Source organism: Roseovarius sp. MMSF_3350 (genome assembly GCF_030733425.1).
Classification (GTDB): domain Bacteria; phylum Pseudomonadota; class Alphaproteobacteria; order Rhodobacterales; family Rhodobacteraceae; genus Roseovarius.
In genome coordinates this window covers 1-26,992 of the sequence record NZ_JASHIZ010000024.1, presented here as the reverse complement: position 1 = coordinate 26,992, position 26,992 = coordinate 1, and the positions used below count along the sequence as shown (strand labels likewise).

26 protein-coding genes and 1 tRNA gene are annotated in these 26,992 nt (G+C 65.6%); 14 read left to right on the top strand and 13 right to left on the bottom strand.

Annotated features, from left to right (window positions below; all coding sequences use genetic code 11):
• Positions 1–182 precede the first annotated feature (182 nt).
• Entirely contained in the window at positions 183–518 is a 336-nt protein-coding gene (locus tag RBB31_RS18360) for a hypothetical protein (protein ID WP_306130712.1), read from the top strand.
• A 398-nt stretch (positions 519–916) separates the two neighbouring features.
• Here the strand turns inward: RBB31_RS18360 and RBB31_RS18355 are convergent, their stop codons facing one another.
• Together RBB31_RS18355 and RBB31_RS18350 are read right to left on the bottom strand one after the other, a co-directional pair.
• The gene (locus tag RBB31_RS18355) at positions 917–1,711 is read right to left on the bottom strand and encodes a hypothetical protein (protein WP_306130711.1); all 795 of its coding nucleotides are present in this window, start codon (positions 1,709–1,711) and stop codon (positions 917–919) included.
• Positions 1,708–3,003 (bottom strand): hypothetical protein, encoded by a 1,296-nt coding sequence (locus tag RBB31_RS18350; RefSeq protein WP_306130710.1) that lies wholly within the window; start codon positions 3,001–3,003, stop codon positions 1,708–1,710. The genes RBB31_RS18355 and RBB31_RS18350 overlap by 4 nt, the downstream gene beginning before the upstream one ends.
• A gap of 158 nt (positions 3,004–3,161) precedes the next feature.
• Between RBB31_RS18350 and RBB31_RS18345 the strand changes: the two genes are divergently transcribed.
• Positions 3,162–3,611, top strand: a complete 450-nt coding sequence (locus RBB31_RS18345) for an MmcB family DNA repair protein (protein ID WP_306130709.1) — start codon at positions 3,162–3,164, stop codon at positions 3,609–3,611.
• A gap of 81 nt (positions 3,612–3,692) precedes the next feature.
• Here the strand turns inward: RBB31_RS18345 and RBB31_RS18340 are convergent, their stop codons facing one another.
• Complete coding sequence (locus tag RBB31_RS18340) at positions 3,693–3,878, bottom strand: DUF6324 family protein (RefSeq protein ID WP_306130708.1); 186 nt, start codon at positions 3,876–3,878, stop codon at positions 3,693–3,695.
• Positions 3,879–4,005: 127 nt separating this feature from the next.
• Here RBB31_RS18340 and RBB31_RS18335 point away from each other — a divergent pair.
• Positions 4,006–4,082 (top strand) — tRNA-His (locus RBB31_RS18335).
• A 24-nt stretch (positions 4,083–4,106) separates the two neighbouring features.
• On the opposite strand, the gene RBB31_RS18330 is transcribed toward RBB31_RS18335, so the two are convergent.
• Positions 4,107–4,424, bottom strand: coding sequence for a DUF6476 family protein (locus tag RBB31_RS18330; RefSeq protein ID WP_306130707.1), 318 nt, complete (start codon positions 4,422–4,424; stop codon positions 4,107–4,109).
• On the opposite strand from RBB31_RS18330, the gene RBB31_RS18325 reads away from it, so the two are divergent.
• The 4 genes from RBB31_RS18325 to RBB31_RS18310 all read left to right on the top strand — a co-directional run bounded on the left by RBB31_RS18325 (position 4,423) and on the right by RBB31_RS18310 (position 7,971).
• Complete coding sequence (locus tag RBB31_RS18325; protein ID WP_306130706.1) at positions 4,423–5,466, top strand: RluA family pseudouridine synthase; 1,044 nt, start codon at positions 4,423–4,425, stop codon at positions 5,464–5,466. The two genes, RBB31_RS18330 and RBB31_RS18325, sit on opposite strands and share 2 nt — an antisense overlap.
• Before the next feature lie 167 nt (positions 5,467–5,633).
• Positions 5,634–6,530, top strand: a complete 897-nt coding sequence (gene rpoH / locus RBB31_RS18320; protein WP_306130705.1) for an RNA polymerase sigma factor RpoH — start codon at positions 5,634–5,636, stop codon at positions 6,528–6,530.
• Positions 6,531–6,610: 80 nt separating this feature from the next.
• A complete protein-coding gene (locus tag RBB31_RS18315; protein WP_306130704.1) occupies positions 6,611–7,654 on the top strand; it encodes an alpha/beta hydrolase in 1,044 nt (347 codons plus the stop codon).
• Positions 7,655–7,701: 47 nt separating this feature from the next.
• Positions 7,702–7,971 carry a DksA/TraR family C4-type zinc finger protein gene (locus RBB31_RS18310; RefSeq protein ID WP_306130703.1) on the top strand — a complete coding sequence of 90 codons (270 nt, stop codon included), beginning with the start codon at positions 7,702–7,704 and terminating at the stop codon, positions 7,969–7,971.
• Positions 7,972–8,058: 87 nt separating this feature from the next.
• Here RBB31_RS18310 and RBB31_RS18305 read toward each other — a convergent pair whose 3' ends face one another.
• The 3 genes from RBB31_RS18305 to RBB31_RS18295 form a co-directional block, all read right to left on the bottom strand.
• The gene (locus RBB31_RS18305; RefSeq protein WP_306130702.1) at positions 8,059–8,205 is read right to left on the bottom strand and encodes a hypothetical protein; all 147 of its coding nucleotides are present in this window, start codon (positions 8,203–8,205) and stop codon (positions 8,059–8,061) included.
• 95 nt (positions 8,206–8,300) lie between these two features.
• Positions 8,301–10,121 carry a M3 family oligoendopeptidase gene (locus RBB31_RS18300; RefSeq protein ID WP_306130701.1) on the bottom strand — a complete coding sequence of 607 codons (1,821 nt, stop codon included), beginning with the start codon at positions 10,119–10,121 and terminating at the stop codon, positions 8,301–8,303.
• A 175-nt stretch (positions 10,122–10,296) separates the two neighbouring features.
• Positions 10,297–11,178, bottom strand: a complete 882-nt coding sequence (locus tag RBB31_RS18295) for a LysR substrate-binding domain-containing protein (protein ID WP_306130700.1) — start codon at positions 11,176–11,178, stop codon at positions 10,297–10,299.
• Between the two features lie 95 nt (positions 11,179–11,273).
• Between RBB31_RS18295 and RBB31_RS18290 the strand changes: the two genes are divergently transcribed.
• Positions 11,274–12,530: a Xaa-Pro peptidase family protein gene (locus RBB31_RS18290; protein WP_306130699.1), complete on the top strand. Its 1,257-nt coding sequence runs from the start codon at positions 11,274–11,276 to the stop codon at positions 12,528–12,530.
• Positions 12,531–12,560: 30 nt separating this feature from the next.
• On the opposite strand, the gene RBB31_RS18285 is transcribed toward RBB31_RS18290, so the two are convergent.
• Together RBB31_RS18285 and RBB31_RS18280 are read right to left on the bottom strand one after the other, a co-directional pair.
• Complete coding sequence (locus RBB31_RS18285) at positions 12,561–14,156, bottom strand: ATP-dependent DNA ligase (protein WP_306130698.1); 1,596 nt, start codon at positions 14,154–14,156, stop codon at positions 12,561–12,563.
• Complete coding sequence (locus RBB31_RS18280) at positions 14,153–15,166, bottom strand: ligase-associated DNA damage response exonuclease (RefSeq protein WP_306130697.1); 1,014 nt, start codon at positions 15,164–15,166, stop codon at positions 14,153–14,155. Before RBB31_RS18280 ends, RBB31_RS18285 begins: the two co-directional genes overlap by 4 nt.
• 103 nt (positions 15,167–15,269) lie before the next feature.
• Between RBB31_RS18280 and RBB31_RS18275 the strand changes: the two genes are divergently transcribed.
• Complete coding sequence (locus RBB31_RS18275) at positions 15,270–16,100, top strand: fumarylacetoacetate hydrolase family protein (protein ID WP_306130696.1); 831 nt, start codon at positions 15,270–15,272, stop codon at positions 16,098–16,100.
• Here the strand turns inward: RBB31_RS18275 and RBB31_RS18270 are convergent.
• On the bottom strand, positions 16,024–17,043 hold the full coding sequence (locus RBB31_RS18270) for an alpha/beta fold hydrolase (RefSeq protein WP_306130695.1): 1,020 nt from the start codon (positions 17,041–17,043) through the stop codon (positions 16,024–16,026). The two genes, RBB31_RS18275 and RBB31_RS18270, sit on opposite strands and share 77 nt — an antisense overlap.
• A 5-nt stretch (positions 17,044–17,048) precedes the next feature.
• The gene (locus RBB31_RS18265) at positions 17,049–17,336 is read right to left on the bottom strand and encodes an SCP2 sterol-binding domain-containing protein (protein WP_306130694.1); all 288 of its coding nucleotides are present in this window, start codon (positions 17,334–17,336) and stop codon (positions 17,049–17,051) included.
• A 126-nt stretch (positions 17,337–17,462) separates the two neighbouring features.
• On the opposite strand from RBB31_RS18265, the gene RBB31_RS18260 reads away from it, so the two are divergent.
• From RBB31_RS18260 to RBB31_RS18240, 5 genes are all read left to right on the top strand, one after another.
• Entirely contained in the window at positions 17,463–17,966 is a 504-nt protein-coding gene (locus tag RBB31_RS18260) for a tetratricopeptide repeat protein (RefSeq protein WP_306130693.1), read from the top strand.
• A 27-nt stretch (positions 17,967–17,993) separates the two neighbouring features.
• Positions 17,994–20,834: a helicase-related protein gene (locus RBB31_RS18255; protein ID WP_306130692.1), complete on the top strand. Its 2,841-nt coding sequence runs from the start codon at positions 17,994–17,996 to the stop codon at positions 20,832–20,834.
• Position 20,835: 1 nt separating this feature from the next.
• Positions 20,836–21,213 (top strand): RNA-binding S4 domain-containing protein, encoded by a 378-nt coding sequence (locus tag RBB31_RS18250; protein WP_306130691.1) that lies wholly within the window; start codon positions 20,836–20,838, stop codon positions 21,211–21,213.
• An 84-nt stretch (positions 21,214–21,297) separates the two neighbouring features.
• Complete coding sequence (gene fdxA / locus RBB31_RS18245; RefSeq protein ID WP_306130690.1) at positions 21,298–21,636, top strand: ferredoxin FdxA; 339 nt, start codon at positions 21,298–21,300, stop codon at positions 21,634–21,636.
• 309 nt (positions 21,637–21,945) lie between these two features.
• Entirely contained in the window at positions 21,946–22,455 is a 510-nt protein-coding gene (locus tag RBB31_RS18240; RefSeq protein WP_057792822.1) for a CarD family transcriptional regulator, read from the top strand.
• Between the two features lie 114 nt (positions 22,456–22,569).
• On the opposite strand, the gene RBB31_RS18235 is transcribed toward RBB31_RS18240, so the two are convergent.
• Entirely contained in the window at positions 22,570–24,498 is a 1,929-nt protein-coding gene (locus tag RBB31_RS18235) for a cation:proton antiporter (protein WP_306130689.1), read from the bottom strand.
• 228 nt (positions 24,499–24,726) lie between these two features.
• Positions 24,727–26,992 (bottom strand): hypothetical protein (locus RBB31_RS18230; protein WP_306130688.1); only part of this gene is annotated, 2,266 nt, incomplete at its 5' end.

Below are 26,992 nucleotides of genomic sequence, written 5' to 3'. Positions count from 1 at the left end.
AGGGGTTTGCGGAAGGCCAGAGGGGATGTCGGGTTATGCCGGGCCGCTGACGGGTTCGGCGGCCGGTGTCGGACGGCATTTCACGGCGGTATGGCAATGAACGGCCAATTGGGCTGGGTCTTTTCCTTGAGGACCGGGGCCGATGTGTTACAGTCAGGTGCACAGCGCAAGGGAGTCGTCCAATGCCCAAGCTTATCGCCATGTATATCGTGAACGTTGCCATCGGTTTCGGTCTTGCGGCGGTGTTCGTGGGGATGTTGCTGTGGTTCGATATCGCGAACCTGTGGCATCTCGTCAGCCATTCCGACAAGGGCTGGCTTGCGGTTCTGCTACTGTGGGTGTCGAACGGGATCGTCTTTGCGGGCGTGCAGTTCGGCATTGCGGTGATGCGGATGAAGGACGATGACGACGATGACGGCCCGGGCGGCGGATTGCGCCAGCATGTGATGCGGCAGGATCATGCCACGATCCCGGTCCGGGCGGATCAGGGCGCGCGCCCGTTCTGGAGCAAGCGCTAGGTCGTTTCCGATTGCGTAGTTCACAAGGTGGCGGAGTGGTGTCCTGCGCGGGTGACGCGTGGGTTTTCACCCACCCTACGCGCCGGTCTGACGTCCTGCGCGGGCCTGACCCGAGGATCATTCGCGGCACAAATCAGGATAAGCTTCGCGTAAAAGCAACGCTTTCACGCCACTGACGGGCTTTTGTGCGGATGGTGTGACGGGCCCGCACGCAACCGTTTGGTTCTCTCATTCCCGAGGACCTGTTTTTACAGGTGGGCGCCGGGTAACCGGACCAGGGCCCGGACAGAGCCAGCTCCCTCGGAATTGCTTAAGGCCACCGGAATGCAACCGTTCACGAGAAGGGCAGCACCCGTCACCAGACTGAGGTAAGTCGTCAGGGGCGGTGCGGCAAGGGGCTATTGTGAAGCATCCGAAATAAATCCGTAGTCCCGCAGTTGGTCGGGCAGCAGCACGTAGATCTCGTCGGGGGGCGTGGCGAGCGCGTGGGTCATGACCATCGGATCGATGCCCATCTCGTCGAGATAGGTCATGACCTCGCCCTGGCCCGCCTGGATATCCTCGACCGCGAAGGAAGCGGGCAGGATCGTGCTTTCGCCGAAATAGTGCTGGTGGACGCCGACCTGGGCGGCATCGTCGATGTCGCGGCTTGCGCCGCCGGCCAGCATGTAGGGGCAGGCGGAGAAGCAGTATTCGCCGGAAAGCATCCGCGTCGTGAGGCCGGTTTCGCGGAAATGGCGGCCCAGGGCCAGCGCCTCGGTCACGGTGCCGCCGGGAGATTGCAATATGAGCGTTTCGGGGGCGGGCGTGCTGTCCTCCAGCCGCTTTATGATGCGGGCGGCGTCGCCCTCGGCAATGCCGCCCTCGAGCCGGTAGGTGGTGCCGTCCTCCTGCGTCAGCACCAGGCGCTCGGGCAACTCGCCCGGGTCGCGGGCGGGGCGCGTAGCCGGGCGGTCGCGGTCGGGGCGGAAGAGGCGGCGCTGGTCGCCGGGGCGCACAGGTTCGGTCAGGCGGGGTGCGTCGGGGGACGTGCCGGGCAGGCGCAGGCCGGAGGCATTGACATCGCCCAGCACGAGCATGGCGCCGATGCCGATCTGGAAGATCAGCGCGCCGGTCAGGATGCGCGCGACGGGCGGGCCGTGTTTGGGCGTCGGCTTTTCGGGCGCGCTTTTGCCGGTGCCATCGTCGCTCATGGAGTAGTTCCGGTGATGCGCTTGACCTTGTTGGCATCCTCGCGCGTGTCATCGTGCCCGGGTTTGCGCGGGGCGGGCGTGTCCTCGATCTCGTGCGCCACGGCGATGGCGGCGCGCAGTTCGGCCACGGTCATCGTGTCCTCGATATCGGTGCCGTCGCGCATCGAGCGGATCATGCCGTGGGTGATCGACAGGATCAGCACCAGCACGGCCGGCAACAGATCGATCGCGATGGCCCCGGCCCAGGAGGGCACGAAGTTGCGGGCATAGAGGATGACGGCGTCGGCCGACGATATGGGCGTGTAGGTGACCTCTGCCGCGGGTTCGAGCGCGGCCACTTCCTGTGCGGCGTTTTCCAAGGTCGCGGCGCGCTGGCCCAGAACCTCGAGCACCGAGGTGATGGTGGCGGCCTGGTCGCCGCGCCCGGCCTCGGTGCGGCTGTCGAGCTCGGGCAGGACGACGGAGGCCGAGAGGTCCTGCGCGGCGCGCTCCACCAGTGGCGCGACGGTCAGCTGGCGCATCTGGGTGATGAGGCCCTGCAGGCGCACGGCGGCCTCGGAGAACTCGACCGAGCGGGCCTCGACGGGCCCCGGTTCGACCGTGAGGGACCGCATCCGGCTGAGGATGGTGTTGCCTTCGGCGAAGGCGGTGTCGACGAGCGGGGTCTGTTCGGCGATCTGCGCCTCGAGCGCGGCGAGTTCGGCGGATTTCTGGCGCAGGACGCGGAAGACGGCGCCGCGGCCCGCAAGGCCCGAGAGATTGCCGGTGGCTTCCTGTTCGCTGAGATCTTCGAACGATTGGCGGACGCGGGCCACGTCGCGGCCCAGGGCCTGGCCGGTGAGGGCGATCTCATGGGCCCGTTCGAGGCTTTGCTGGTAGTCCTGCACGGTCTCTGCCAGGTGCTGTTCGACCGCCGCCGAGCCGGCCAGCGCGGCGGCGTTGAGCCAGCTGGACATGGCGATGATGGCGACCGAGCCGAGGCCCATCGCGCCCAAGAGGCCGACGCGGGCGCGGGCGGTGGTGACGGCGGGAAAGAGGCGCAGAAGGTAGGACCAGAAGACGAAGATGCCCACCGAGACGGCAACAGAATAGGCCAGTGCCGCGAAGGTGGACATGGCGCCTGTGTCGTCCAGCAGGGACGAGACGCCAAGATAGGTGTAGATGCCCGACGCCACGGCCAGCACGCCGAGGGCGGTGCCCGAAAAGGTTTCCAGCCACTCGATATGGCCTTCGAGGTCGCGCGCATAGCGGGCGCCGCGGGTGCGGGCAGAGTCTGTGACGGGATCGGGCATGGCGGACCTTTCTAGGGCGAAAAGAAGGGGCGCGACCGTGCCAGACCCCGGGACATCAGTATGAAATGGTTAATAAATAGCACAAGACAAGGCTGCGTGATGTGCATTTCCCGTGCAGGGGGTTGCCAATGTTCACGTATTGTTCATAAATTGAGTCCATGCAGGACGTCGCCACGGATATTCCCAGGTTGCAGCCCGGCCAGCTTTTGGCGCGGGGCGTGTGCCGGCATTTGCTGGGCTATGATTTCGCCACGGTCGAGGAATTTTCGCCCGAGCGGGGCAAGCGCGTGGATGTGATGGCGCTGGGCCCGAAGGGCGAGATATGGGTGGTGGAATGCAAATCGAGCCGTGCGGATTTCGCCTCGGATTTGAAATGGGACGGGTACCTGGAATGGTGTGACCGGTATTTCTGGGCCGTGGACGAGGCGTTTCCGACCGATCTGCTGCCAGAGGGCACGGGGTTGATCATCGCGGATGCCTATGACGCGCAGATCATTCGCATGGCCCCGGAGCACAAGCTGGCGGGCGCGCGGCGCACGGCTCTGACGCGGCGGTTTGCGCGGCAGGCGGCGCTGCGGTTGCAGGGCGCGCGCGATCCGGGGCTTTAGGGGGGCGTTTTCTGTGCAGAAAACGGAATAGAAAATGCGTATCTTCTATTCCAAAATTTACGTAAATTTTGGGTGGGGGGGCTAGCGTTTCACCTCGGCGGCCTTGGCGGCAGCGAGGATTTCCTCGGCGATCTCGCGGGCCTCGTCGGGGTCGAAATCCATGGGGATCTCGGTGGGGCCTGCCATGATGAAAAGGCGGACCATGCCCTGGTCGGTTGGGCCGATCTGCAGATTCGCCTCGATGTCGCGTTCGTCGTTGATGCCCATGGCGGCCTCCTGAATATCCGGGATGGCGTAGCGCCTTGGGCGTATGAAGGCAAGCGGGTTGGAATGGGCCGGGAAGTGTCGAAGAGGCTTGCAATCGCGGGCCGGGAAAGTTAAATCCGTGCCGCGTGCCGCCTTAGCTCAGTTGGTTAGAGCGCCTGATTGTGGATCAGGAGGTCCCCCGTTCGAGCCGGGGAGGTGGTACCATCCCCCCTTCTTTGCAGATCGGTATCATTCACGCGGCGTGTCCGTGGTGATTTCGATTGTCTGGCGCAGCTCGCCCGTCACTGTGTCGAAGATCAGGATCGTGTCCTCATCTGTCACCACCGCATACCAGCCATCGGCGCGGGTAAAGGCGGTGGGCGTGGTGCCGTCGGGCAGGATGATCTCGTCGGGCAGCGCCGGGCGGGACGCCCCGGAGAACTTGGTGACAAAGAGCGCGACGATCACTAGAAACCCGAGAATCATCACGCCCGTCAGGACGGTCACGAGGGTGCGCAGGTAGCGCACCATCTTGGGATCCAGCGGCTGCTGCGGAGAGTCGTTCATGGGCGCTGCCCCCTTTGAGTCCAGTGTCACCGTGCGGATCGGGGCCGATCCGCCGCCGCGCCTTGATAAGGCGCTCGCGCGCGATGTGCCAGAGGCAGCGTCGCTGTCGCGGACGCGGCTGGCGCGGCTGATCGCCGAGGGCGCGGTGCGGGTGGGCGGCGCGGTGGTGGCGGACCCCAAGGCGAAGGTGGCCGAGGGCGATATCGTCGAGATCACCGTGCCGGTGGCCGCCGAGGTGGACGTGGTGGCGCAGGAGATCGCGCTGGACGTGGTGTTCGAGGATGACGACCTGATCGTCGTGAACAAGCCTGCGGGCATGGTGGTGCATCCGGCGCCGGGCAGCCCGGACGGGACGCTGGTCAATGCGCTTCTGCATCATTTCGGCGGCGCGCTGTCGGGCGTGGGGGGCGAGAAGCGGCCCGGGATCGTGCACCGGATCGACAAGGATACCAGCGGCCTTTTGGTGGTGGCGAAGTCGGACCGGGCGCATCACGGTCTGGCCGCGCAATTCGAGGCGCATAGCGTGGAGCGCAAGTACCTGGCGGTGGTGCACGGGGTGCCGGATGCGGCCGATCCGCGGCTGAGGGGCGTGCGCGGGGCCAGTTTCGAGGCGGGCAACATCCTGAAGCTGACGACGCAGCTGGCGCGGCACAAGACCGACCGGCAGCGACAGGCCGTTTTGTTCGAGGGCGGGCGGCACGCGGTGACGCGGGCGCGTGTTGTTACCCCGTTCGGGGCACCGCCGCAGGTCGCGCTGATCGAGTGCTGGCTGGAGACCGGGCGCACGCACCAGATCCGGGTGCACATGTCCCATGCGGGGCATGGCCTGGTGGGCGATCCGGTTTATGGCGGGCGGCGCAAGCTGAATGAAAAGGGATTGTCATCGCGGGCTCTTGCGGCTGCGCAAAGGTTTCCGCGCCAAGCGCTGCATGCCGCCGTGCTTGGGTTCGAGCATCCGGTCACGGGTGAGATGATGCGCTTTGAGGCGGCGCTGCCCGAAGACATGGCCTGCCTGTTGCAGGAACTGGGCGCCCCGGCCTGACGTTAATATGACAGCACAGCACGTGTGCGTGAGCGAACGTCACATCGCTGGAAAACGGCGCCGGTTTGATTCATATAGAATTAAACCATCTGGTTCACCTGTCTTGAATCCGGGCTGATGGCTGCCCATATGGATGTTAAGACTATAAACATTGGAGGGTCACAGGGTTGAGCAATTACGCAAATCTTCCTGCGCCGTCGCCCGAAGCCGGGCTGAACCGGTATCTGCAGGAAATCCGGAAATTCCCGCTGTTGGAGCCGGAAGAGGAATACATGCTGGCCAAGCGCTGGGTCGAGGAACAGGACACCGAGGCCGCGCACCAGATGGTCACCAGCCACCTGCGGCTGGCGGCGAAGATCGCCATGGGCTATCGCGGCTATGGCCTGCCGCAGGCCGAGGTCATTTCCGAGGCGAATGTGGGCCTGATGCAGGCGGTCAAGCGGTTCGATCCCGAGAAGGGGTTCCGCCTGGCGACCTATGCGATGTGGTGGATCCGGGCCAGTATCCAGGAGTATATCCTGCGCAGCTGGTCGATGGTCAAGCTTGGTACGACGAGCGCGCAGAAGAAGCTGTTTTTCAACCTGCGCAAGGCCAAGGCCCGCATCGGCGCGCTGGAAGAGGGCGACCTGCATCCCGACAAGGTGAAGCAGATCGCGCATGACCTGGGCGTGACCGAGGACGAGGTGATCAGCATGAACCGCCGGATGTCCGGGGGCGATGCGTCGCTGAATGCCACGGTGGGCACCGAGGGCGAAGGCACGATGCAATGGCAGGACTGGCTGGAGGACGAGGATGCCGACCAGGCCGGCGACTATGAAAAGCGCGACGAGCTGGAGGCGCGGCGAGAGCTGTTGGCCGAGGCGATGGACGTGCTGAACGACCGCGAAAAGGATATCCTGACCCAGCGCCGGCTGAGCGAGAGCACGGTCACGCTGGAGGATCTGAGCGGGCAATACGATGTCAGCCGCGAGCGTATCCGCCAGATCGAGGTGCGCGCCTTCGAGAAGTTGCAGAAGCGGATGCGCAGCCTGGCCTCGGAAAAGGGCATGATGGCCACGGCCTGATCCCGTGCGCATTTTCAGGACAAGACAATTGGCCCCTTTCGCCTCGCGGAAGGGGCCTTATTGTTGGAACCTGAGTCGGAATGGAAGGGACGTGCCCGTTGCGCAGCCTGTCGATACTTTGCGTGACCGTGCTGGCCGCCTGCGCGCCCCGCCCCGCCGCGGAATACGCGCCGACATCGCCTGCGGCGCACCTTCAGACGCTCTATGTCGCGACGCAGAAGGCGCTGGACCATACCGGTTGGACCTTTGGCGCGAAACGCACGGGGCAGATGCGCTACTTCCGGGCGGATATCTCGATTCCGCCGACACACCGGGCCGGCCACGTGGAATGGCCCGAGGGCCCGCCGGATGCCGCGACGGACTTCGTGGTGGCGGCGACGGATGTCTACCCGTCCTCGGCACAATTCCTTGCCGATGTGAAGGAGGCGCGTCCGGGGCGGGAGACGCAGGTTTTCGTGCATGGCTACAACGTGACGATGTCGGAGGGCCTCTACCGCCTGGCACAGATGCGCGAGGATTTCGGGGTTGCCGAGCCGTCGGTTCTGTTCTCCTGGGCCTCGGCCGGGGACCCGCGGGGCTACGTCTATGACCGCGACAGCGTGCTTTATGCCCGGGACGACCTTGAAGACCTTCTGGGCCGACTGACCAGCGGGGCGGACGACCATGTAACCCTGCTGGCGCATTCGATGGGCGCACAACTGGTGATGGAGGTGATGCGGCAGGCAGCGCTGAAGGGCGACCGGCAGCTCTTGGACCGGATCAGCGGCGTAGTGCTGATGTCGCCGGATATCGACCCGGATCTGTTTCGCCGTCAGGCCGAGGCGATCGGGGAACTGCCGCAGCCGTTCCTGATATTCGTGACGCAGCAGGACCGGGCGCTGAGCCTGGCCAGCCTGATCACCGGGCGCAAGAAACGGCTGGGCGTGATCGACGGGCCCGAGGCGGTGGCGGGGCTGCCGGTGAAGGTGATCGACTTTACCGGGCTCGCGGATGGCGAGGGGCTGGACCATGCGGTGGCGATCACCTCGCCCTCGGCCATTTCGGTGCTGAACGGGATGCTGGAGCAGGCCTCCCTCGGGCGGGATGCGTTCGAGGATTACATGGTGCTGACGGCGCAGCCGTGACTCGGGGCCTGCGGCATCCTATATCTATCGTTCAGGAGGATATTGCCATGGCCGGTGGATGGGCGCGCGACGGCGCGGTGTCTGAACAGATCGAAGCTTCGATCGAGGACGAGTTGGCGCGGATGAAGGCCGCCAAGCGGCCCATGGGCGAGAGCCTGACGCATTGTGCCGAGTGCGAGGAGGAAATCCCCCAAGCGCGGCGCGAGGCGCTGCCGGGCGTGAAGCTGTGTATCGATTGCAGCCAGGAACGCGACGGCGCGCAGCAGGCGCGGGGCGGGATCAACCGGCGCGGCTCGAAAGACAGCCAGCTGAAATAGCCAGGTGTCGCGGGGGCTCTGCCCCCCACGGCGAAACATGGTTTCGCCGCTCCCCCGGGATATTTCGGGCCAGAGGAAGAGATGGGCTCAGCGCCTTGGCGCGCGGCGGGTGAGGCGACGCCAGAGCGGGACGATGTCGAGCGAGGCCACGGCAACGCCAAGGGGGATCATCCAGAAGCCCAGCACCGGCAGGAAGCCGAAGAGCCCGCCGAGTATCAGCAAAACACCCAGCACCAGCCGCAGCCCCGGGGGGACGCGCGCGCGGATGCGCACGAGGGCGCGTCTGAGCCGGGTGCGCAGGCTGTGGGGGCTGTGGGTGCGGGGCAGGATCAGTCCTCCATCGCCTCCAGTTCGTCGATGAAGCCGGAGATCATCGAAAGGCCCTTGTCCCAGAAGGCCGGGTCGGAGGCGTCGAGGCCGAAGGGGGCCAGAAGCTCCTTGTGGTGCATCGAGCCGCCCGCCTTGAGCATGTCGAAATACTTGTCCTGGAAGCCGTCCGGGTTTTCCTCGTAGACGGCATAGAGCGCGTTCACCAGACCGTCGCCAAAGGCGTAGGCGTAGACGTAGAAGGGCGAGTGGACGAAGTGGGGGATGTAGGCCCAGAAGGTCTCGTACCCCTCCATGAAGTCGAAGGCGGGGCCGAGGGATTCGCCCTGCACGGACATCCAGAGGGCGCCGATGTCTTCCGAGGTCAGCTCGCCGCCGCGGCGGGCGTCGTGCAGCTTGCACTCGAAATCGTAGAAGGCGATCTGGCGGACGACGGTGTTGATCATGTCCTCGACCTTGCCGGCGAGCAGGACCTTGCGTTCGGCGTTGTCCTTGGCGGCATCCAGCAGTTTGCGGAAGGTCAGCATCTCGCCGAAGACGGACGCGGTTTCCGCGAGGGTCAGGGGGGTGGAGGAGAGGAGCTCGCCCTGTTCGGCGGCAAGCACCTGGTGCACGCCGTGGCCCAGCTCGTGCGCGAGGGTCATCACGTCGCGCGGTTTGCCGAGGTAGTTCAGCATGACGTAGGGGTGCACGTCCGTCACGGTGGGGTGGGCGAAGGCGCCGGGGGCCTTGCCGGGTTTGACGGCGGCGTCGATCCAGCCCTTGTCAAAAAACGGCTCCGCCAGATCGCCCATGCGCGGGTCGAAATCGGAATAGGCGTCCATGACCATGCTGCGGGCGGTCGGCCAGTCGATCTTGCGCGGGGCCTCCATCGGCAGGGGCGCGTTGCGGTCCCAGACCTGCATCCGCTCGAGGCCGAGCCATTTACGCTTCAGTTCGTAGTAGCGGTGGCTGAGCTTGGGGTAGGCGTCGACCACGGCGTTGCGCAGGGCCTCGACCACCTCGGCCTCGACATCGTTGGAAAGGTGGCGCGAAGTCTGGGCGGTGGGCATGCCGCGCCAGCGGTCGATGACCTCTTTTTCCTTGGCGGTGGTGTTGTGGACGCGGGCGAAGGTGCGGATGTTGGCCTGGAAGGTGCGGGCCAGCTCGCGGGCAGCAGATTCGCGCTTGGCGCGGTCCTGTTCGGTGAGCAGGTTGAGGGTGGATTCGATGCCCAGTTCCTCGCCGTCCACGTCAAAGGTGAGGCCGGCGATGGTCTCATCGAAGAGGCGTTCCCACGCGTCGCCGACGACGCCGAGGTCGTGGAGGAATTTTTCCAGCTCGTCAGAGAGCTGGTAGGGCTTCATCGCCTGGATGCGGCGGATGACAGGCGCGTAGCGGGCGAGATCGGCGTTCTCGGCATACATCGCCACAAGGGTGTCGGTGTCGAGCCGGTTGAGCTCGAGGGTGAAGAAGACCAGCGGGGTGGTGTAGTTGGTGATCTTTTCCTGGCAGTCGGAGAGGAACTTGGCCCGCTCGCCATCGGTGGTTTGCTGGTAGTAACGCAGGCCGGCGAAGGACATGATGCGGCCCGCGACGGAAGAGATCTTCTCGTTGCGCTGGATGCATTCGAGGAGGCCTGCGGCATCGAGATCGGCCAGCTTGCCTTCGTAGTCGGCGGCAAAGTCGGCGCAGGCCTGTTCCAGCCAGTCGAGATCGCGCTTGAGTTCGGGCGCGTCCTGACCGGTGTAGAGATCGTCGAGGTTCCATTCCGGCAGGTCGCCCAGGTTGTCGGAGCCGGAAGAGGCGTTGACGTCGAAGGCGGGTTTGGGAAGATGGAACATTCGGATCTCCTGATGTGCGTGCGTTGGTCAAGACATAGGGGGCGGGACGGGCAGGCTCAAGCCGGGATCGGGATTGCGTGCGTTACGGGGGACGGGCGCGCGGTCATCCCAGGCCTGATCCGGGATCTCTTGTTGTTGAAGATCCTCCGGTCGAGCCCGAGGATGGCGCGGTATGTCAGGCCGTTCCGGCGAGCAAGGCACGCTGAAGCAGGAGGGCATTGGGTGAGAGCGGCGCGGACGCGCGGTGGTTGAGCCAATAGCGGCGTGTGGTCGTCAGGCTGTCGTCGCTCACGGGGACGAGTCGGCCGGTTTTGACGAGGGTGTCGAGCATCGGCAGGCTGGCCAGGGCGATGCCCTCGCCTGCCAGGGCGCGGCCGATGCTGTGGCCGTAGCTGCGGCAGATCTCGATGGACCGGCCGGTCAGTCCGGAGGCCGGCTTGCGGTCGCGCCAGATGCGCCAGTTGATCCAGTCGGGCGCGAGACGGGGGTAGTCGAGCAGCGGGAGATCGGGGTGGTCTGCAAGGCGGGCGGCGATGGGCGGCGTCGCGGCGGGTACGATCGTTTCGTCGAAGAGCGGTGTGCCTGTCCAGCCGGGCGGCGGCGCTTCGCCGTAGTGGATGGCAAGGTCGAGCGTGTCGGCTGTGAGGGCCGTGGGGTCGTCGGCGGTGAGCACGCTGACATTGCAGGCATCCGAACTGGTGGCGAAGGCCTGAAGCCGGGGATAGAGCCAGAACATCGACATTGCGCCGTTGGCCGCGATCCGGAGCGTGCTGGTGTCGGCGGCACGGGCCATGTCGAGTGACGCCGCCAGGTAGTCGAGCGCGAGGCGCACGGGCTCTTCCAGCCGAAGGGCGGTGTCGGTGGGCACCGCATGGCGCGCGCCGCGGTCGAAAAGCGGCGTCCCGAGCCAGTCTTCGAGCTGGCGGATGCGCTTGCTGACGGCGGCCTGGGAGACCATGAGCTCGGGCGCGGCGGCGGAAAATCCGCCCCGTTTCATCACAGTGTTGAAGAAGATGAGAGTTTCCAGCGGGGGAAGGTCTCGGCGGTCCTGAGTCATTCCCTGAGGTTATCCAAGAGCGTGAGAATTTCCAGCGTTTTCGAGGTGCATTGGGTCGGATATGGAATGCATGAAATTGCGCCGAGGAGGATGACATGGCGGAACTGGACTGGCACGCGGAGCGCGCGGACCTTGCGGATCTGGCGCTGCTGGACCGGGCGCCCGAGGATGAGGGCATCGACCTTGCGGCGGTGCGCGGCTACCGGCTGGGCCGGGTGCGGGCGGAGATGGGCAAGCGGGACATCGCGGCGGTTCTTTTGTCCGATCCTGTGAACATCCGCTATGCCACGGGGGCGCGGAACATGCAGGTGTTCAGCCAGCGCAATGCGCCGTCGCGGTATCTGCTGCTGACGCAGGACCGCTCGATCCTGTTCGAGTTCACCGGCTGTGCGCACCTTGCCGAGGGGCTGGAGACGATCGACGAGGTGCGCGTGGCACGCACCGCGAGTTTTGTGGCGGCGGGGCCGGATATCGCCAAGCGGGAGAAAGCCTGGGCTGCCGAGATGGCGGACCTGGTGACCTCGCTGGTGGGCAAGGGTACGACGCTGGGGATCGAGCGGCTGAATGCCGGGAGTGCCATTGCGCTGCGCGATGCGGGCCTCAGGATCGTGGATGCGCAGGAGCCGGTCGAGATGGCGCGGGCGATCAAGTCGGCCGAGGAAATGAAATGCGTCAATGCCTCGCTGCGGGCGACGGAAATCGGCGTGGCAAAGCTGCGCGCGGCGATAAGGCCGGGGATGACCGAGGCGGAGCTGTGGTCGGTGCTGCACCAGTCAGTGATCGCGCAGAATGGGGATTACGTGGAGACCCGCCTACTGAATGCCGGGGAGCGGACCAACCCGTGGTTCCAGGAGACGAGCGAGAACGTGATCGGAGTGAATGAACTGATTGCGCTGGATACGGACGTTGTGGGGTGCCACGGCTATTATTCGGATTTCTCGCGTACGTTCCATTCCGGACCGGACAAGCCCAGCGTGACGCAGCGAGAGCTTTACAAGGTGGCCCATGAGCAGGTGCATCACAACATGGGCATCCTGCGGCCCGGCATGACGTTCCGTGACTATGCCGATGCGGCGTGGGAGATTCCGGAGCAATACTATGCCAACCGCTACTACCTGTCGGCGCATGGCTGCGGGATGACGGGGGAGTATCCGTACCTCTATCACCACGGGGATTTCCCGGATGCAGGCTATGACGGGGTGATCGAGCCGGGCATGACTTTGTGTGTCGAGAGCTATATCGGCGCGGAAGGCGGGACGGAGGGGGTGAAGCTGGAGCAGCAGGTGCTGATCACCGAGACGGGCGTGGAGCTGCTGTCGCGCTTTCCGTTCGAGGACGATCTGTTGCGGTGAGGCGGGGGAGATTATTCGTACGAATTTTCTTTAGCCGTAGTGGGTCAGCATGTCGCGGAGGTCTTCGATCGTGTTGGCCTCCTGCACGGGCTTGTCGTGGCGCCAGCGTTTCATGCGCGGGAAGCGCAGGGACACGCCGGACTTGTGGCGGGTGGATTCCATGATGCCCTCGAAGGCGATCTCGAAGACATGTTCGGGTTTGACCTGCCGCACGGGGCCGAAGCGTTGCAGGGTGTTCTTGCGCACCCAGGCGGTGATTTTGCGAAATTCGGTGTCGGTGAGGCCGGAATAGGCCTTGGTGAAGGGCACCAGATCGTTGCCGTCGCGCACGGCGAAGGTGAAATCGGTGAAGAGGTTGGCACGCCGGCCGCTGCCCTGCTGTGCGTAGATCATCACGGCGTCGATGGTCAGGGGGTCGAGCTTCCATTTCCACCAGTCGCCTTTCTTGCGGCCGGAATGGTAGGGGGAGTCCTTGCGCTTGAGCATGAGGCCCTCGGCGCGCGCGTCTCTTGCGGTCGCGCGGGTCTCGCGCAGATCGTCCCACGATTGGAAGGAGATGAGTGGGGATTGGCGGATGGGCGCCTCAAGCGGAAGGTCTTGCAGAAGGGCTTCGAGGCGGGTGCGGCGCTCGGCGAAGGGTGTGCCGCGCAGGTCCGTTCCGTTATCCTCCAGCAGGTCGTAGGCGTAGAGGATGACCGGCGCGTCCTTCAGCAGTTTCTTCGGCACGGTCTTGCGCCCGATGCGTTTCTGCAGGGCGTTGAAGGACATCGGGCCATCGTCCTGCCAAGCCAGGATTTCGCCGTCGAGCACGGTGCCGGGGGGCAGGTAGTCGCGGGCGCGGGCAAGTTCGGGAAAGCGGTCGGTCATCAGTTCCTCGCCGCGCGACCATGTGAAGTGTTCGCCCCCACGCAAGATCAGCTGGCCGCGGATGCCGTCCCATTTCCATTCGGCCAGCCAGTTGGCGGGGTCACCCAGCGTTTCGGGTTCCTCGTCGTCGAGGCCATAGGCGAGGCAAAATGGATAGGGGCGCGAGAGGTCGGCACTGGCGTCGTGGGCTTCGATCAGCGTGGACCATGACGTGCTGTCCGGTGTCCAGTCGCCCATCAGGCGGTGGGCTAGCTCGGCCTCGTCCCGGTCTGTGGCCTGCGCCAGCGCGCGGATCATCAGCTTGCGCGAGATACCGATGCGGAAGCCGCCCGTCAGAAGCTTGTTGAAGACCAGCCGTTCATGGGGCTGCATCTGGTCCCAGGCGTCGAGGATCGCCGCCTTGCGCGCCTCTTCGGTCTCGTGGTCGAGCGCACGGAGACGGGCGATCCATGTGGCGAGGCTGTCGTCATGGTCGCGCGCCGGGGGCGGCAGAACGAGAGCGATGGTTTCCGACAAGTCGCCGACGATCGGGTAGCTTTCCTCGAAGAGCCAGAGCGGGATGCCGGCGCGGTCGGCGGCCCATTCGCGCAGCTTGGTGGTGGTGATGGCGCGGCGGGGGCGGCGGCCGGAGAAGAGCGCGACGGTCCAGAGCTTGTCGTCGTCTGGGGCGGTGGAGAAGTAATCGGCCAGGGCGGCGACCTTGGTGTTGGTTTTGGTGGTCTGGTCCAGCGTGGTGAAGAGGGACGCGAAGCGTTTCATGCCGCCCCCTCCGCGTCGTCGGTGGCGTCGAGCGTTTCGCCGGTAAATTCGGTAGGGACGACTTGGGCATTCCAGCCCTGTTCGTTCAGGTAGCGCGCGAAGATATCCGTGTAACCATGTGTTGCATATATGTTTTCCGCGCCCGTCTCCTTGATGGCGGAGATCAGGCCGGGCCAGTCGGCATGGTCCGACATGACGAAGCCGCGATCCACGGCGCGGCGGCGGCGGACGCCGCGCAGGCGCATCCATCCAGAGGCGAAACCGGTCGAGGCCGGGCGGAAGCGGCGGGCCCATGTGCTGCCCAAAGCCGAGGGCGGCGCGAGGACGAGCGCGCCGGGGTGATCCTTGGCCTTGAGGTCGGAGGTGACGTGCAGCGTGTCGGGCAGTGCGAGGCCCTGGTCGCGCAGGACGGCGTTGGTGTTTTCCACCGCGCCATGGGTGAGGATGGGGCCGATGGAGGGATCGAGCAGCGACAGGACTCGCTGGGCCTTGCCGAGAGAATAGGCCCCAAGGAGCGAGAAGGTGCCGGCGGCGGCATTGGTCGCCCACCAGTCGTTGATTTGCTTGGCGGCGTCCTCTTCGGGTGTCCAGATGAAGACCGGCAGGCCGAAGGTGCATTCGGTAATGAAGCTGTGACATGGCACCGGCTCGAACGGTTCGGACAGGCGGTCCGCTTCGGTCTTGTAGTCGCCGGAGACGACCCAGACCTCGCCTTCGACTTCTACGCGGATCTGGGCCGAGCCCGGGACGTGGCCGGCGGGGTGGAAGGACACGTGCGCCTCGCCGATTTGGCGCGTTTCGCCGTAGTCGACCGTGTCGAGGGTGATCTCGCCAAGACGGTGGCGCATCACAGGCGCGGCAGCGGCGGTCGAGAGATAGCGGGCGTGGCCGGGCCGGGCGTGGTCGGCGTGGCCATGGGTGATGAGCGCCCGGTCGACGGGGCGCCACGGGTCGATGAAGAAATCGCCGGCGGGGCAGTAGATGCCTTGGGGTTTGAATTCCAGAACCATGCGGGGAAGTTAGCGTGGCGGCCGGCAGGGGCCAGAGGATGAATGCTTGCCGTGGCGGGCAGGCCCGCTATCGTCGGACGAAACAGACAGGGGACAAGAACGTATGCGGTTCGTGAGATACGGGGCACCGGGGCGGGAACAGCCCGGGATGCTGGACGCCGAGGGGCGGGTGCGTGACCTGAGCGGCGTGGTGGCGGATATTTCCGGCGCTGTGCTTGGGGCGCTGCCGAAGCTGGACCCGGAAAAGCTGCCGCTTGTGGACGGCACGCCGAGGCTGGGGCCGCCGGTCGCGGGGATCGGCAAGCTGATTGGCATCGGGCTGAATTACAGCGACCATGCCGCCGAGATCGGGATCGAGCCGCCGGCCGAGCCGGTTGTATTCATGAAGGCCACGTCGAGCATTACCGGGCCGGATGACGACGTGGTGCTGCCGCGCGGATCGACCCACAGCGACTGGGAGGTCGAACTGGGCGTGGTGATCGGGCGCGAGGCGAAATACGTGACCGAGGCCGAGGCACTGGATTACGTGGCGGGCTATACCATCGTCAACGACGTGTCCGAGCGGCATTTCCAGATCGAGCGCAGCGGGCAATGGACCAAGGGCAAGAGTTGCGACACGTTCGGGCCGATCGGGCCGTGGCTGGTCACGCCGGACGCAGTGGGCAACGTGCAAAGCCTTGATATGTGGGCGGATGTTAGCGGGGAGCGGATGCAGACCGGCAACACTTCGACCATGATCTTTACCGTGGCGCAGATCGTCGCGCATCTGAGCGAGGTGATGCGGCTGGAGCCCGGAGATGTGATTGCCACCGGCACCCCGCCGGGCGTGGGCATGGGGCGGGACCCCAAGCGGTACCTCAAGCCTGGCGACGTGATGGAGTTGGAGATCCAGGGGCTTGGGCGTCAGCGTCAGACGGTGCGTGCCGATTCCTGACGCGCGCGTAGAAGCCGACCAGTTTGCCGATCAGCGCGTCGCGGATATGGGGGGCTTCCTGAAGCACCTCGTGACGGGCACCTTGGGCGATTTCCAGTTCGCCGCCGGGCCAGCGGGCCATGCGGTCATGGACGCGTGAGACATCGACGATGTCCTCTTCCGAGCCCAGCAGGCACAGACAGGGCATATCGGGCGAAGGGCGGCGCCACATCTGGCGGGTGCCAAGAAGCGATTCGTAGAGCCAGCGCAGGGAAGGGCCGCCGATGGTCAGTTCCGGACGCGCGGTGACCTGGGCGATCATGTGCTTGTAGCTTTCGAAATCGGTGGTCAGGCGATTTTTCTCGAACGGCTCGACCAGCACGTAGCTTTTGGGCGAGGTGCCGGGGGCGTAGACGTGATCGAATCCGACGCTGCGGCTGCTCCAGCCCAGGGACCAGGCGACGGGGCGCAGCGCGGCGGAGATGCGGATGCCCCACATCGGCGCCGAGAACGACGCCGCCGCCACCGGCAGGCCGTCCATCACCGACTTGAGCGCGATGCCGCCGCCCATGGAATGACCCAGCACGAACCAGGGCTTGGGCAGGTCGAGGTCCCGCGCGGCGTCGACCATGGCGGCGACATCGTGCTGGTAGTCGTCGAAATGCAGCACGTGGCCCGACATCTTGTCCTCGATCAGCCGGTCGGCAAGGCCCTGTCCGCGCCAATCGACGACCAGCGTGGTCAGGCCCGCGGCGGTGAACTGCCTGGCCGTGCGGCCGTATTTCTCGATATACTCGGTACGACCGGGAAAGAGCAGGAGCGTGCCGGCGCTTTCGCCCGTATCGTCCTGCGGACGCCAGATCCCGAGCCGGATGCGCACCCCGTCGGCGGTGTCGCACCAGTAGGCGCGGCCGCCATCGGGGCCGTCGGCTATGTCGTCGAAGAAAGGCGCGTCCGTCAGCATGGGCGTCAGGACAGGACAGAGCCGAGTTTCATCGCGGTGCCCATGTCGCCGTCGACCGACAGCTTGCCCGACATGAAGGCGGCGGTCGGGTCGAGATCGCCTTCGAGGATCGACTGAAAGGTTTCGGCGTCGGCGGTCATGGTGACGTCGGTTTCGTCATTGCCTTCGCGCACGCCGGATTCGTCGATCACGATGGAGCCCTCGTTCTCGATCACGAACTTTGCGCTGCCGTCGAAGCTGCCGTTCATTTTGGCGGACAGGGCCTCGACCGCGGATTTCGTTACGTCGCTCATGTCAGTTCCTCCAGATTTGATCGACCGGGGGCTTTGATTCCCGGTCATGCGCGCTAAACTGGGAGTGTTATGGGCGTTATGAACCGACTTTCCAAATATATCGTCGCGGCAGTTTTGCCGTTAGTCATGTTTTCCTTACCCGTGGCGGCGCAGGATGCGGCGCTCGATCCGCTTTTTCAGCAGTTGAAGGAAGCGGAGCCACGGGATGCCGGCCGGATCGCCAAGGAGATCGAGCTGGCCTGGACGCGATCGGGTTCGGCCACGGCGGATCTGCTGCTGAAACGCGGGCGCGACGCGCTGGAGGCCGGGGACACCGGCGCCGCGATCGAGCATTTTACCGCGCTGACCGATCATGCGCCGGATTTCGCCGAAGGATTTCACATGCGGGCGATGGCCTATGCCGACTCCGAGATGTTCGGCCCTGCGCTGGCCGACATCGAGCGGGCGCTGGTGCTGAACCCGCGGCACTACAATGCCATCGCGAGCCTCGGCGGTATCCTCTATCACGTCGAGAACTACGAGAAGGCCAAGCAGGCATTCGACCTTGTGCTGGCCCTGCATCCACATCATGAAGACGTGGCGCAGGTGATGCCGCTGGTGGAACGCGAGATCGGCGGCAGGGACCTGTAAGCACTTAAACGACAAGGGGCAAGTCCCATGGGCGAGCAGTCGAGGATCCTGGCGGTCCTGGGCCCGACGAATACCGGAAAAACCCATTTCGCGATCGAGCGGATGCTGGGGTATCGCACGGGGGTGATCGGCCTGCCGCTGCGCCTGCTGGCGCGGGAGGTCTATGACAAGATCGTCGCTGTGCGCGGTCCGTCGGTCGTGGCACTGGTTACCGGCGAGGAGCGGATCGTGCCGCCGCGGACGCAATACTGGGTCTGCACGGTCGAGGCGATGCCCGAGGGGATGGGCGCGGATTTCGTCGCGGTGGACGAAATCCAGCTATGTGCCGATCCTGAGCGGGGGCATGTGTTCACCGACCGCCTTTTGCGGATGCGGGGGCAGAAAGAGACGCAGTTTCTGGGCGCGCACACCATGCGCGGGGCGATTGCGGCGTTGGTGCCGGGGGTGGAATTCGTCGGGCGCGAGCGGATGAGCCAGCTGACCTACACAGGTTCGAAAAAGATAAGCAAGATGCCCGCACGCTCGGCCATCGTGGGGTTTTCGGTTGAGAATGTATATGCCTTTGCCGAGCTGCTGCGCCGCCAGAAGGGCGGTGCGGCGGTCGTGATGGGGGCCTTGAGCCCCCGGACGCGCAACGCGCAGGTGGATCTTTATCAGAATGGCGACGTGGATTACCTGGTGGCCACCGACGCCATCGGGATGGGGCTGAACCTGGACATCAACCACGTCGCGTTCTCGTCCCTGACGAAGTTTGACGGGCGGCGGATGCGCAACCTTGCCCCCAATGAACTGGGCCAGATCGCCGGGCGCGCGGGGCGGGGCATGACCAGCGGCACCTTCGGGGTTACGGGTGAGGCGCCGGAGCTGCCCGAAGATATGGCGCAGGCGATCATGGATCATCGCTTTACCCCCATTCGCAAGCTGGAATGGCGCAACGCGGCGCTGCAGTTCGGGACGGTCGACGCGCTGATCGCGTCGCTGGAACAGAAGCCCGAGGATGACTGGCTGGCCCGGGCGCGGGAGGCGGATGACCTTGTGGTGCTGCGCACGCTGGCCGGGGATGCCGAAATTGCAGCGCGCGCCAGCGACGGCGCGTCGGTGCGGCTGTTGTGGGATGTGTGCCGGGTTCCGGACTTCCGCGGGATCAGCCACGCGGAACATGCGGGCCTGCTTGAGCGTATATTCAGTGACCTGCACGAACATGGCCGTGTCAGCGAGGACTGGCTGGCCGGGCACGTGGCGCGGATCGACCGGACGGACGGGGATATCGACACGCTCTCCAAACGCTTGGCGTATATCCGCACATGGACCTATGTTGCCCAGCGAAAGGGCTGGGTCGAGGACGAAAATCATTGGCGCGAAACCACCCGCGCTGTAGAAGACCGCCTGTCGGACGCGTTGCATGACGCGCTGACGCAAAGATTTGTGGACCGGCGCACCAGCGTGCTGATGCGCCGGCTCAAGCAGAAGGACGCCATCGTGGCCGAAGTGAATGACAAGGGTGAAGTGACCGTCGAGGGCGAATTCGTCGGACGGTTGGAAGGGTTCCGGTTCCGTCAGGACAAGACGGCCGGCGGACAGGAGGCCAAGGCGGTGGCACAGGCGAGCCTGCAGGCGCTGGCGCCGCATTTCCATCTGCGGGCGGACAAGTTCTACAATGCGCCCGACACCGAGATCGATTTTACCGAGCAGGGCGGCCTGATGTGGGGCGAAAGTGCCGTCGGCAAACTGGTGGCCGGGGCCGATCCGCTGAAACCGCAGGTCGAGGCCTTTGTCGATGAGACCGCCGGGCCCGAAGTGATGCAGAAGGTACAGCGCCGCTTGCAGCATTTCATCGACCGCAAGGTGGCGACGCTGTTCGAGCCGCTTCTGAACATCCAGCGAGACGAGGCGTTGAGCGGGCTGGCGCGGGGCTTCGGTTTTCAGCTGGTCGAGAATTTCGGGATCATTCCGCGTGGCGAAGTCGCCGATGAGGTCAAAGCGCTGGACCAGGACGCGCGCGGGCAGTTGCGCAAGCATGGCGTCCGCTTTGGCCAGTTCACGGTTTTCATGCCGCTGTTGCTGAAACCCGCGCCGACGCGCCTGCGTCTGGTGCTGTGGTCGTTGAAAATGGGTTTGGAAGAGTTCCCCGAGGCGCCGCCGCCTGGGCTGGTAACGGTGCCGTCGGGTTCGGCTGCGCCGCGAGGATATCATTCCATGTCGGGCTATCGGGCCGCGGGCGAGCGGGCGATCCGGATCGACATGCTTGAGCGGCTGGCGGATATGCTGCGCTCAGAGGACAGCCGCGGCGGCTTTGAGGCCAATGCCGACATGCTGTCGATCACCGGCATGACGCTGGAGCAGTTTGCCGACCTGATGCAGGGCCTGGGCTATAATGCCGAACAGGGCGAGCGTGAGAAGGTCAAGCCGGTGGATGCCGCGCTGGAGGACGCTCCGGAGCCGTCCGAGGCCGGAGCGGTGCCGGAGCAAACGACCGCCGAAGACGCGGTGGAGCAAATTGTCGAGGACGGGCTGGCGCCGGTGACCGAGGTGCCACCGGAAGACCCGGAGGTCGAGCCGGATATTCCCGAGATGTCGGAAACCGAGGTGCCGCTGGGCGAGGTGCCCGACGCCGCCAAGGACGAGATCGAGCTGGAGGTCTATTACACCTTCACCTGGGCCGGGCGCGCGGCGAAGACCCGCGGGGAGGGCCGTGGCAAACCGCAGGGCGGCAAGCCGAGACCCAAGGGCGGCAAGCCGAAAGGCAAGGGCAAGCCGCGCCGCGAGGAGGGCGCCAAGAGCTTTTCTTCCCGTCCCGAGAAGAAGGATCGGATCGATCCCGACAACCCGTTCGCGGCAGCCCTTATGGGGCTGAAGGACAAGTCGTGAGATGAGCGAGCCGGGCCAGCCGAAGATCCGGCTGGACAAGTGGCTGTGGCATGCGCGGTTCTTCAAGACCCGCAGCCTTGCTACGAAGCTGGTGACGGGTGGGCATGTGCGGGTCAATTCGCAACGCGTCTCGAAAGCGTCGTCCCCGGTGGGGCCTGGCGATGTGCTGACCTTTCCCAAAGAGCGCGATATCCGTGTGATCCGCATCGTCGCCATCGGCGAGCGGCGTGGCCCGGCGCCGGAGGCGAAGGGGCTTTACGACGATCTGGACCCGCCGAAGCCGCGCGACCACGTGGCCGAGCCGTCAAACCCGCGATACGAGGGGAAGGGGCGTCCGACGAAGAAGGATCGCCGCAAGATGGACCAGGAAACGCGATAGGAAGGCGCGAAGGGACGTCTGGCGCTTGAATGATCCGCCGGACTGGATTACGTCAGCCCGAAGAGATCAGGACCGGGGCGTGAGATGACCTATATCGTCAATGACAATTGCATCGCGTGCAAATACACCGACTGCGTGGAGGTGTGCCCCGTGGATTGTTTCTACGAGGGGGAGAACATGCTTGTGATCCACCCCGACGAGTGCATCGACTGTGGCGTTTGCGAGCCCGAATGCCCCGCCGACGCGATCCGCCCGGATACCGAGCCGGACATGGAGAAATGGGTGGAGTTCAACCGCAAGTATTCGGAGATGTGGCCGGTGATCGTGACCAAGAAAGACCCGCTGCCCGAGGCGGACGAGCGCGACGGCGAGGATGGAAAGCTGGAGAAATACTTTTCCGAGGCGGCAGGCGAAGGCGGCTGAGGCGGCCTCTGCGGGCGGGACCCGATTCGTTTGATCAAACGATTGACGCTTCGTCAATCGCGGTAACTTCGCCGCATAACGACTTGGTGGCGAAGGTATAATCCGGCTGGCGCTTCGAGCCCGCTTCCCGTGGCGTCTTTTTTGTGATACACTCCCGTTACAAATGTAGACACCGCCCATATATTATCCATCTGCCCGCGCTGACGCATGGGAGGTGGATTTCTTGTGCTTGACGCCAGACCCTGATGGCCCGCCGCCCGGGAGATGCTCCGCCAAGTTTGAACTGGGAAGCTTGTGAGGAAAACCTGAATGAGCAAATCGAAGAAGTCCGAGTTTCGCCCTGACGATTACGTTGTGTACCCCGCGCACGGCGTTGGCCAGATCATGTCGATCGAGAAGCAGGATATCGCCGGGATTGAACTGGAACTGTTCGTGATCTCCTTTGAGAAGGACAAGATGACGTTGCGGGTTCCGACCCACAAGGCGACCGAGATCGGCATGCGCAGCCTGTCGAGCCCGGACGTGGTGTCGAAGGCGATGACCACGCTTAAGGGCAAGGCCAAGGTGAAGCGCGCCATGTGGTCGCGCCGGGCCCAGGAATATGAACAGAAGATCAATTCGGGCGATCTGATCGCGATTGCGGAAGTGGTGCGTGACCTGCACCGCACCGACGACCAGCGCGAGCAGAGCTATTCCGAGCGTCAGCTGTACGAGGCGGCGCTGGAGCGTCTGACCCGTGAAGTGGCCGCCGTGAGCGGCGGCGACGAGGTTCAGGCCGCGAAGGAAGTCGACGAGGTGCTGGTGTCGCGCGCGGCGTGACCCATCCGAAAATTTGAAGGGAAGGGCCGTGCCGGTGGGTGCGGCCTTTTGCTTTTGTGCGCTTGCCGGGAGATCCGGGATGAGGCTGGCCGGCGGGCCGCGCGAGAGGTGGGCTCACGCCTCCCTGCGGTCGTCCGAGATGTCCTCGGCGGCCTTTTCTTCCAGTTGCGACAGCAGCATGGTCTGCAGTTCCGCCTCCAGCTCCTTGGCGCGCTTGATATAGGCGCCGTTCTGGATGGTGGGAATGTTAGGGTCCCACAGCGCCGCCAGGTCGCGCACGGAGTCGCGGTCGTGGTGGTAGAAGGTCTTTTGCAGCTCTGCCGCCTCGAACTCGGTCAGTCCCATGTTTTCCAGCACGTAGCGCCCGGCGCGCAGGGAACTGTCGAAAACTTCCCGCACGATGTCGTCTGCGCCGGCCTTGTAGAGTCGGAAGACATGGGTGCGGTCGCGAGCGCGGGCGACGATGTGCAGATCGGGCCGTTCCCGCCGGGCGAAGGCCACGAGGCGCGTGGTGGCGTCGGGGTCGTCGAGAGCGGCCACCAGTACCTTGGCCTGATTGAGGCCCGCGGCATGCAGCAGATCGGGCCGGCCGGGATCGCCCAGAAAGCCCTTGATGCCGAAGCGGCGCATCCGCTGGATCGCGGCAAGGTCGTGGTCCAGCACGACGGTCTCGAACCCCGAGGAGCGGACCATGCGGTTGACCACCTGCCCGAAGCGTCCGATGCCGGCGATGATGACCGGCCCCTTGGCGTCGATCTCGTCGGGTTCCTGCGCGTCGGAGGGGTCGGTCATACGGGTCGACAGGTAGTCGTAGAGGATGAACAGGAGCGGCGTGATCAGCATCGAGATGGCGATGACGAGCAACAGCGTCTCGCGCAGTTCCACGGGGATGACGTTGTTCTGACCCGAGAAGTTGATCAGCACGAATCCGAATTCGCCCGCCTGCGCCAGACCCAGCGTGAAGAGCCAGAGATTGCGGCCCTTGAGCCCGAAGATGCGGCCCAGCCCGTAGAGGATGCCGCCCTTGATCAGGATGATGGCAAAGGCCAGCCCCATGATCGTGAAAAACGAGGCGAAGAGGATCGAGAAGTTGATGCCCGCGCCCACGGTGATGAAGAAAAGGCCCAGCAGGAGGCCCTTGAAGGGTTCGATATCGCTTTCCAGCTCGTGCCGGAACTCGGACGAGGCGAGGACCACGCCGGCGAGGAAGGCGCCGAGGGCGGGCGAGAGGCCGACGAGGTTCATCACGAAGGCGATGCCCACCACGATCAGGAGCGCCAGCGCGGTGTACATCTCGCGCAGGCGGGCGTGGTGGATGAAACGGAAAACGGGGCGCGTGGCATAGACGCCGAAAACGATGATGCCGGCCACGGCCCCCAGCGTCAGGAGCGTGACGCCCCAGGCGGGAAGGCTGTCGATCATGGACTGGGCCACCTGCACGGGGGCACCGCCATGGTCGCCCTCGGCGAGGTGGCCTTCGTCGGCCAGCCGTTGAAGGGTTTCGCCCAGGATCATGTCAGGTGTCTTGGGCAGGGCCAGGAGCGGCAGGAAGGCCAGCATCGGAATGACGGCGATATCCTGCGTCAGCAGCACGGAAAAGGTCGAGCGCCCGCCGCCGGTTTGCATCAGGCCCTTTTCCGACAGGGTTTGCAGGACGATGGCGGTCGACGAGAGCGCGAAGACCATGCCGATGGCCAGCGCCACGGACCATGCGACCCCGAGCGCCATGCAGCCTGCCATGACCGCGGCGGTGGTCAGGGTGATCTGCAACCCGCCCAGGCCGATGAGCTTGTGCCGCATGTCCCAGAGTGCCTTGGGTTCAAGCTCCAGCCCGATGATGAAGAGCATCATGACCACACCGAATTCGGCGAAATGCTGCAATTCCTCGGCATCGTGGCCGCCCAGCAGGCCGGGGATGTGGCCGATGGCGATTCCGGCCGCGAGATAGCCCAGCACAGAGCCGAGCCCCAGCCGTGCCACCAGCGGCACCGCGATCACTGCGGCCGCCAGGAAAACGGTGGCCTGAAAGAAAAATCCTTCCATCGGGGTCCCTTGCGGAAATTCGGACAGGCGTGGGCGTCGCCACGTGAGGGAGTATGCGGCGGGGTGGACGCGTGTGCAAACGACTTGGTGCCGCATTGCGCGCGTGGTGCTTCATTTTTTTGGGGTGCGCGCCTCTTTACGGCTGTGGAAGCCTCCGGCAGAGATTTACTCTGCCGAAAGAAGGGCGCAAGAGCGGTCTTTGGGCGACAGGTGCGGTGGCGACGGCGGTCAGCCGCGCGGCATGGTAAGGGTTACCGAGCGGCCCGATTTCACATAGCGCAGCTCGCTGGTGCCTATGGCGGCGACGCGCCCACCATCCAGCCGGTCGCCGACCTTGACCTTCTTGTAGCTGCCGTTGGCGAGGCGCACGAGGGCGCGGCGGTTGGAATTGCTGCCGTAGACGCCGATCAGGTTGACCTGGCGCATGCGGAGGGCATTCTTTTCCGTCGCCGCCCGGGCGACGGTGGTGGGCGTCGGGCCGCTGGGCGCGATGCGCTGGTTGCGGGGCACGGCGACAGCAGCGGTGCGAGCTTCCTGTTGTTCGGCAAGGCGCTGGCTGCGTTGGACGACGCGGCTGAAGTTCCGCGGCCGCGCGTTGGGCTTGACCGAGACCTTGACGGCCTCGGCGGTGGCCCCTGCGAAGGGGTCGGGGGCCGGGACCGCGGCGGCGGCCTGAAGTGCTGCGTTGACCGCCTCGGGGTCGGGCGAGACGTCTTCGGACGTTGCGGCAGCGGTCGCGGTGGAGGCCGCGGCGGCCTGTTCGGCCAGTTCCTGTGCGCTTTGGGGGCGCAGGCGCGGACGCAGGGAGGCAAGCTCGTCGCGGGTGCGGCCGCCCAGGGTTTCACGCTGGTTGGTTTCGGCCAGGTCGCCGGGACGCACTTTGGGACGCAGCGCGGCCATGCGCTCGGCGGCAGCGATTCGGGCGGCGGCGTCGGCCGGATCCTCGCCCGGCTGGGCCAGGCTTTCGGCCGGGCGCTCGGGGGGGACCAGCGCGGGCTGACCGGCGTAGATCAGCACGCCATCCGGGCTCAGCGCGCCATCGGGGGTCGGCTGCACGAGGCCGCGCGTATCCATGGTGAACATGGTATCGGCGGCGGCCGGATCGGCCGGGGTATCGGGGCGTGTGTCGCCGCGCAGGGTTTCGGGGGCGGGCAGCGCGACGGCGTCCTGTTCGACCACCTTTGGATCGATCGAGGTGAGGTAGAAATCGTCCAGCGTCTGCGTGCCGGGATCGGTGGGCGCGTCGGGGGCGCGTTGCCAGATGCCTGTGACGGCATAGCGGGTGCGGGCCTGCTGATCGGTCAGCTCGGCCGGGTTCGGTTCCGGCTGAGGGTCGGCACCCGGCGTCTCGGTGCCGTCAGAGGTGACGCCGGGCAGGGCGGCGAGAACCGTTTCGCCCTCCTCGCCGAGGTCAGCCTCGGGCATGTCGACGGTGTCGTCGGGCGAGATTTCGGCCTCGGGCGTTGCGGCGATCTGTTCCTGGGGATCGGGGTCGCCGCGCAGGACGCGGGAGATGCCGTCTTCGAGAAAGATCGAGGCCCAGGCGGCCACGCCGACGAGGAAAATCAGTAGCACGGCTGTCAGTATCAGCCCCAGAAAGCGCGGCTTGCCCCCGACCGAGGCGTGCTTGCGCGCACCGAAGACGGTCATGCGCTGGCGCTCCTGCTCGCGCTGCGCCTCGGGAGAGAGGCGTGCGGCGGCGCGCGTGTCGTGATGTTTGCCGGGCTTGCCCGATTGGCGGCGGGATATGAACGCCATGGCGCCGGAGGGCGCGGTCGACAGACCTTTCGCAACGGCGGGTGCTGCGAGGGGCGCGTTGGGGGTGTCCTCGGGAAGATCGGAAGGCGCCGGATCGGTGCTGTCGGCCATGAAGGCGGGCGGCGGCGGAATATCGCCACCGTCGTCATCGACGTCACCGTCCGAGCGCGCCAAAACCCCGTCATCGGCGGAACGGTCCGGGTCCGGTGGAGTGAGGCGAACCTCTTCGGAGGGGCGCAGCGTGGCGCCGATCCGTGCGGCGGCGTCGGCGGGCAGCGCGTCTTGTGGCGTGCCGGTTACCTTGGCGACGGCGTTAGGGACGGGCGGCGCGGCTGTCAGCGTCGGTTCGGTGCGCGGCGTTTCGCGCGCCGGTGCCTCGGCGACCGGCGTGACGCTGTCGCGGGTCGCGCCGGTCAGGCGGCGTGGGGCGGTCGGCAACGTGTCTCGCTGCGCGCGGATCGAGTTGAAGGCGACCGGAGCGGCGGGCGTTTCGGCGGCGGCACCGGTGTCGTCCTCCTTCGCGTCCGGGTGGGAGGCGGGGCCTGTCTCAACAGGAACGTCCTCAGCCTGCGCGGTCTTGGCCGCGGGGCCGGGCGTGGGGTTGGGCGGAATGTCCGGGTCCGGCGTTGGCGTAGGCTCGGGCGGGATGTCGGGCTGTGGCGTCGGGGGCACCTCCGGCACAGGCTCGGTGTCGGGCTGAATCTCGGGCTCGATCTCGGGGTCCGGCGCGGGGGGC

What these genes read in the sequence shown, in the direction of transcription:
- RBB31_RS18355 (WP_306130711.1), bottom strand. Translation starts at nt 1,711, where the DNA reads ATGAGCGACGATGGCACCGGCAAAAGCGCGCCCGAAAAGCCGACGCCC.
- RBB31_RS18260 (WP_306130693.1), top strand. Translation starts at nt 17,463, where the DNA reads ATGTTTTCCTTACCCGTGGCGGCGCAGGATGCGGCGCTCGATCCGCTT.
- RBB31_RS18315 (WP_306130704.1), top strand. Translation starts at nt 6,611, where the DNA reads ATGGAAGGGACGTGCCCGTTGCGCAGCCTGTCGATACTTTGCGTGACC.
- RBB31_RS18240 (WP_057792822.1), top strand. Translation starts at nt 21,946, where the DNA reads ATGAGCAAATCGAAGAAGTCCGAGTTTCGCCCTGACGATTACGTTGTG.
- RBB31_RS18255 (WP_306130692.1), top strand. Translation starts at nt 17,994, where the DNA reads ATGGGCGAGCAGTCGAGGATCCTGGCGGTCCTGGGCCCGACGAATACC.
- RBB31_RS18285 (WP_306130698.1), bottom strand. Translation starts at nt 14,156, where the DNA reads ATGAAACGCTTCGCGTCCCTCTTCACCACGCTGGACCAGACCACCAAA.
- RBB31_RS18280 (WP_306130697.1), bottom strand. Translation starts at nt 15,166, where the DNA reads ATGGTTCTGGAATTCAAACCCCAAGGCATCTACTGCCCCGCCGGCGAT.
- RBB31_RS18265 (WP_306130694.1), bottom strand. Translation starts at nt 17,336, where the DNA reads ATGAGCGACGTAACGAAATCCGCGGTCGAGGCCCTGTCCGCCAAAATG.
- RBB31_RS18325 (WP_306130706.1), top strand. Translation starts at nt 4,423, where the DNA reads ATGGGCGCTGCCCCCTTTGAGTCCAGTGTCACCGTGCGGATCGGGGCC.
- RBB31_RS18270 (WP_306130695.1), bottom strand. Translation starts at nt 17,043, where the DNA reads ATGCTGACGGACGCGCCTTTCTTCGACGACATAGCCGACGGCCCCGAT.
- RBB31_RS18310 (WP_306130703.1), top strand. Translation starts at nt 7,702, where the DNA reads ATGGCCGGTGGATGGGCGCGCGACGGCGCGGTGTCTGAACAGATCGAA.
- fdxA (WP_306130690.1), top strand. Translation starts at nt 21,298, where the DNA reads ATGACCTATATCGTCAATGACAATTGCATCGCGTGCAAATACACCGAC.
- RBB31_RS18250 (WP_306130691.1), top strand. Translation starts at nt 20,836, where the DNA reads ATGAGCGAGCCGGGCCAGCCGAAGATCCGGCTGGACAAGTGGCTGTGG.
- RBB31_RS18235 (WP_306130689.1), bottom strand. Translation starts at nt 24,498, where the DNA reads ATGGAAGGATTTTTCTTTCAGGCCACCGTTTTCCTGGCGGCCGCAGTG.
- RBB31_RS18295 (WP_306130700.1), bottom strand. Translation starts at nt 11,178, where the DNA reads ATGACTCAGGACCGCCGAGACCTTCCCCCGCTGGAAACTCTCATCTTC.
- RBB31_RS18345 (WP_306130709.1), top strand. Translation starts at nt 3,162, where the DNA reads ATGCAGGACGTCGCCACGGATATTCCCAGGTTGCAGCCCGGCCAGCTT.
- RBB31_RS18340 (WP_306130708.1), bottom strand. Translation starts at nt 3,878, where the DNA reads ATGGGCATCAACGACGAACGCGACATCGAGGCGAATCTGCAGATCGGC.
- RBB31_RS18350 (WP_306130710.1), bottom strand. Translation starts at nt 3,003, where the DNA reads ATGCCCGATCCCGTCACAGACTCTGCCCGCACCCGCGGCGCCCGCTAT.
- RBB31_RS18290 (WP_306130699.1), top strand. Translation starts at nt 11,274, where the DNA reads ATGGCGGAACTGGACTGGCACGCGGAGCGCGCGGACCTTGCGGATCTG.
- RBB31_RS18275 (WP_306130696.1), top strand. Translation starts at nt 15,270, where the DNA reads ATGCGGTTCGTGAGATACGGGGCACCGGGGCGGGAACAGCCCGGGATG.
- RBB31_RS18330 (WP_306130707.1), bottom strand. Translation starts at nt 4,424, where the DNA reads ATGAACGACTCTCCGCAGCAGCCGCTGGATCCCAAGATGGTGCGCTAC.
- RBB31_RS18360 (WP_306130712.1), top strand. Translation starts at nt 183, where the DNA reads ATGCCCAAGCTTATCGCCATGTATATCGTGAACGTTGCCATCGGTTTC.
- RBB31_RS18300 (WP_306130701.1), bottom strand. Translation starts at nt 10,121, where the DNA reads ATGTTCCATCTTCCCAAACCCGCCTTCGACGTCAACGCCTCTTCCGGC.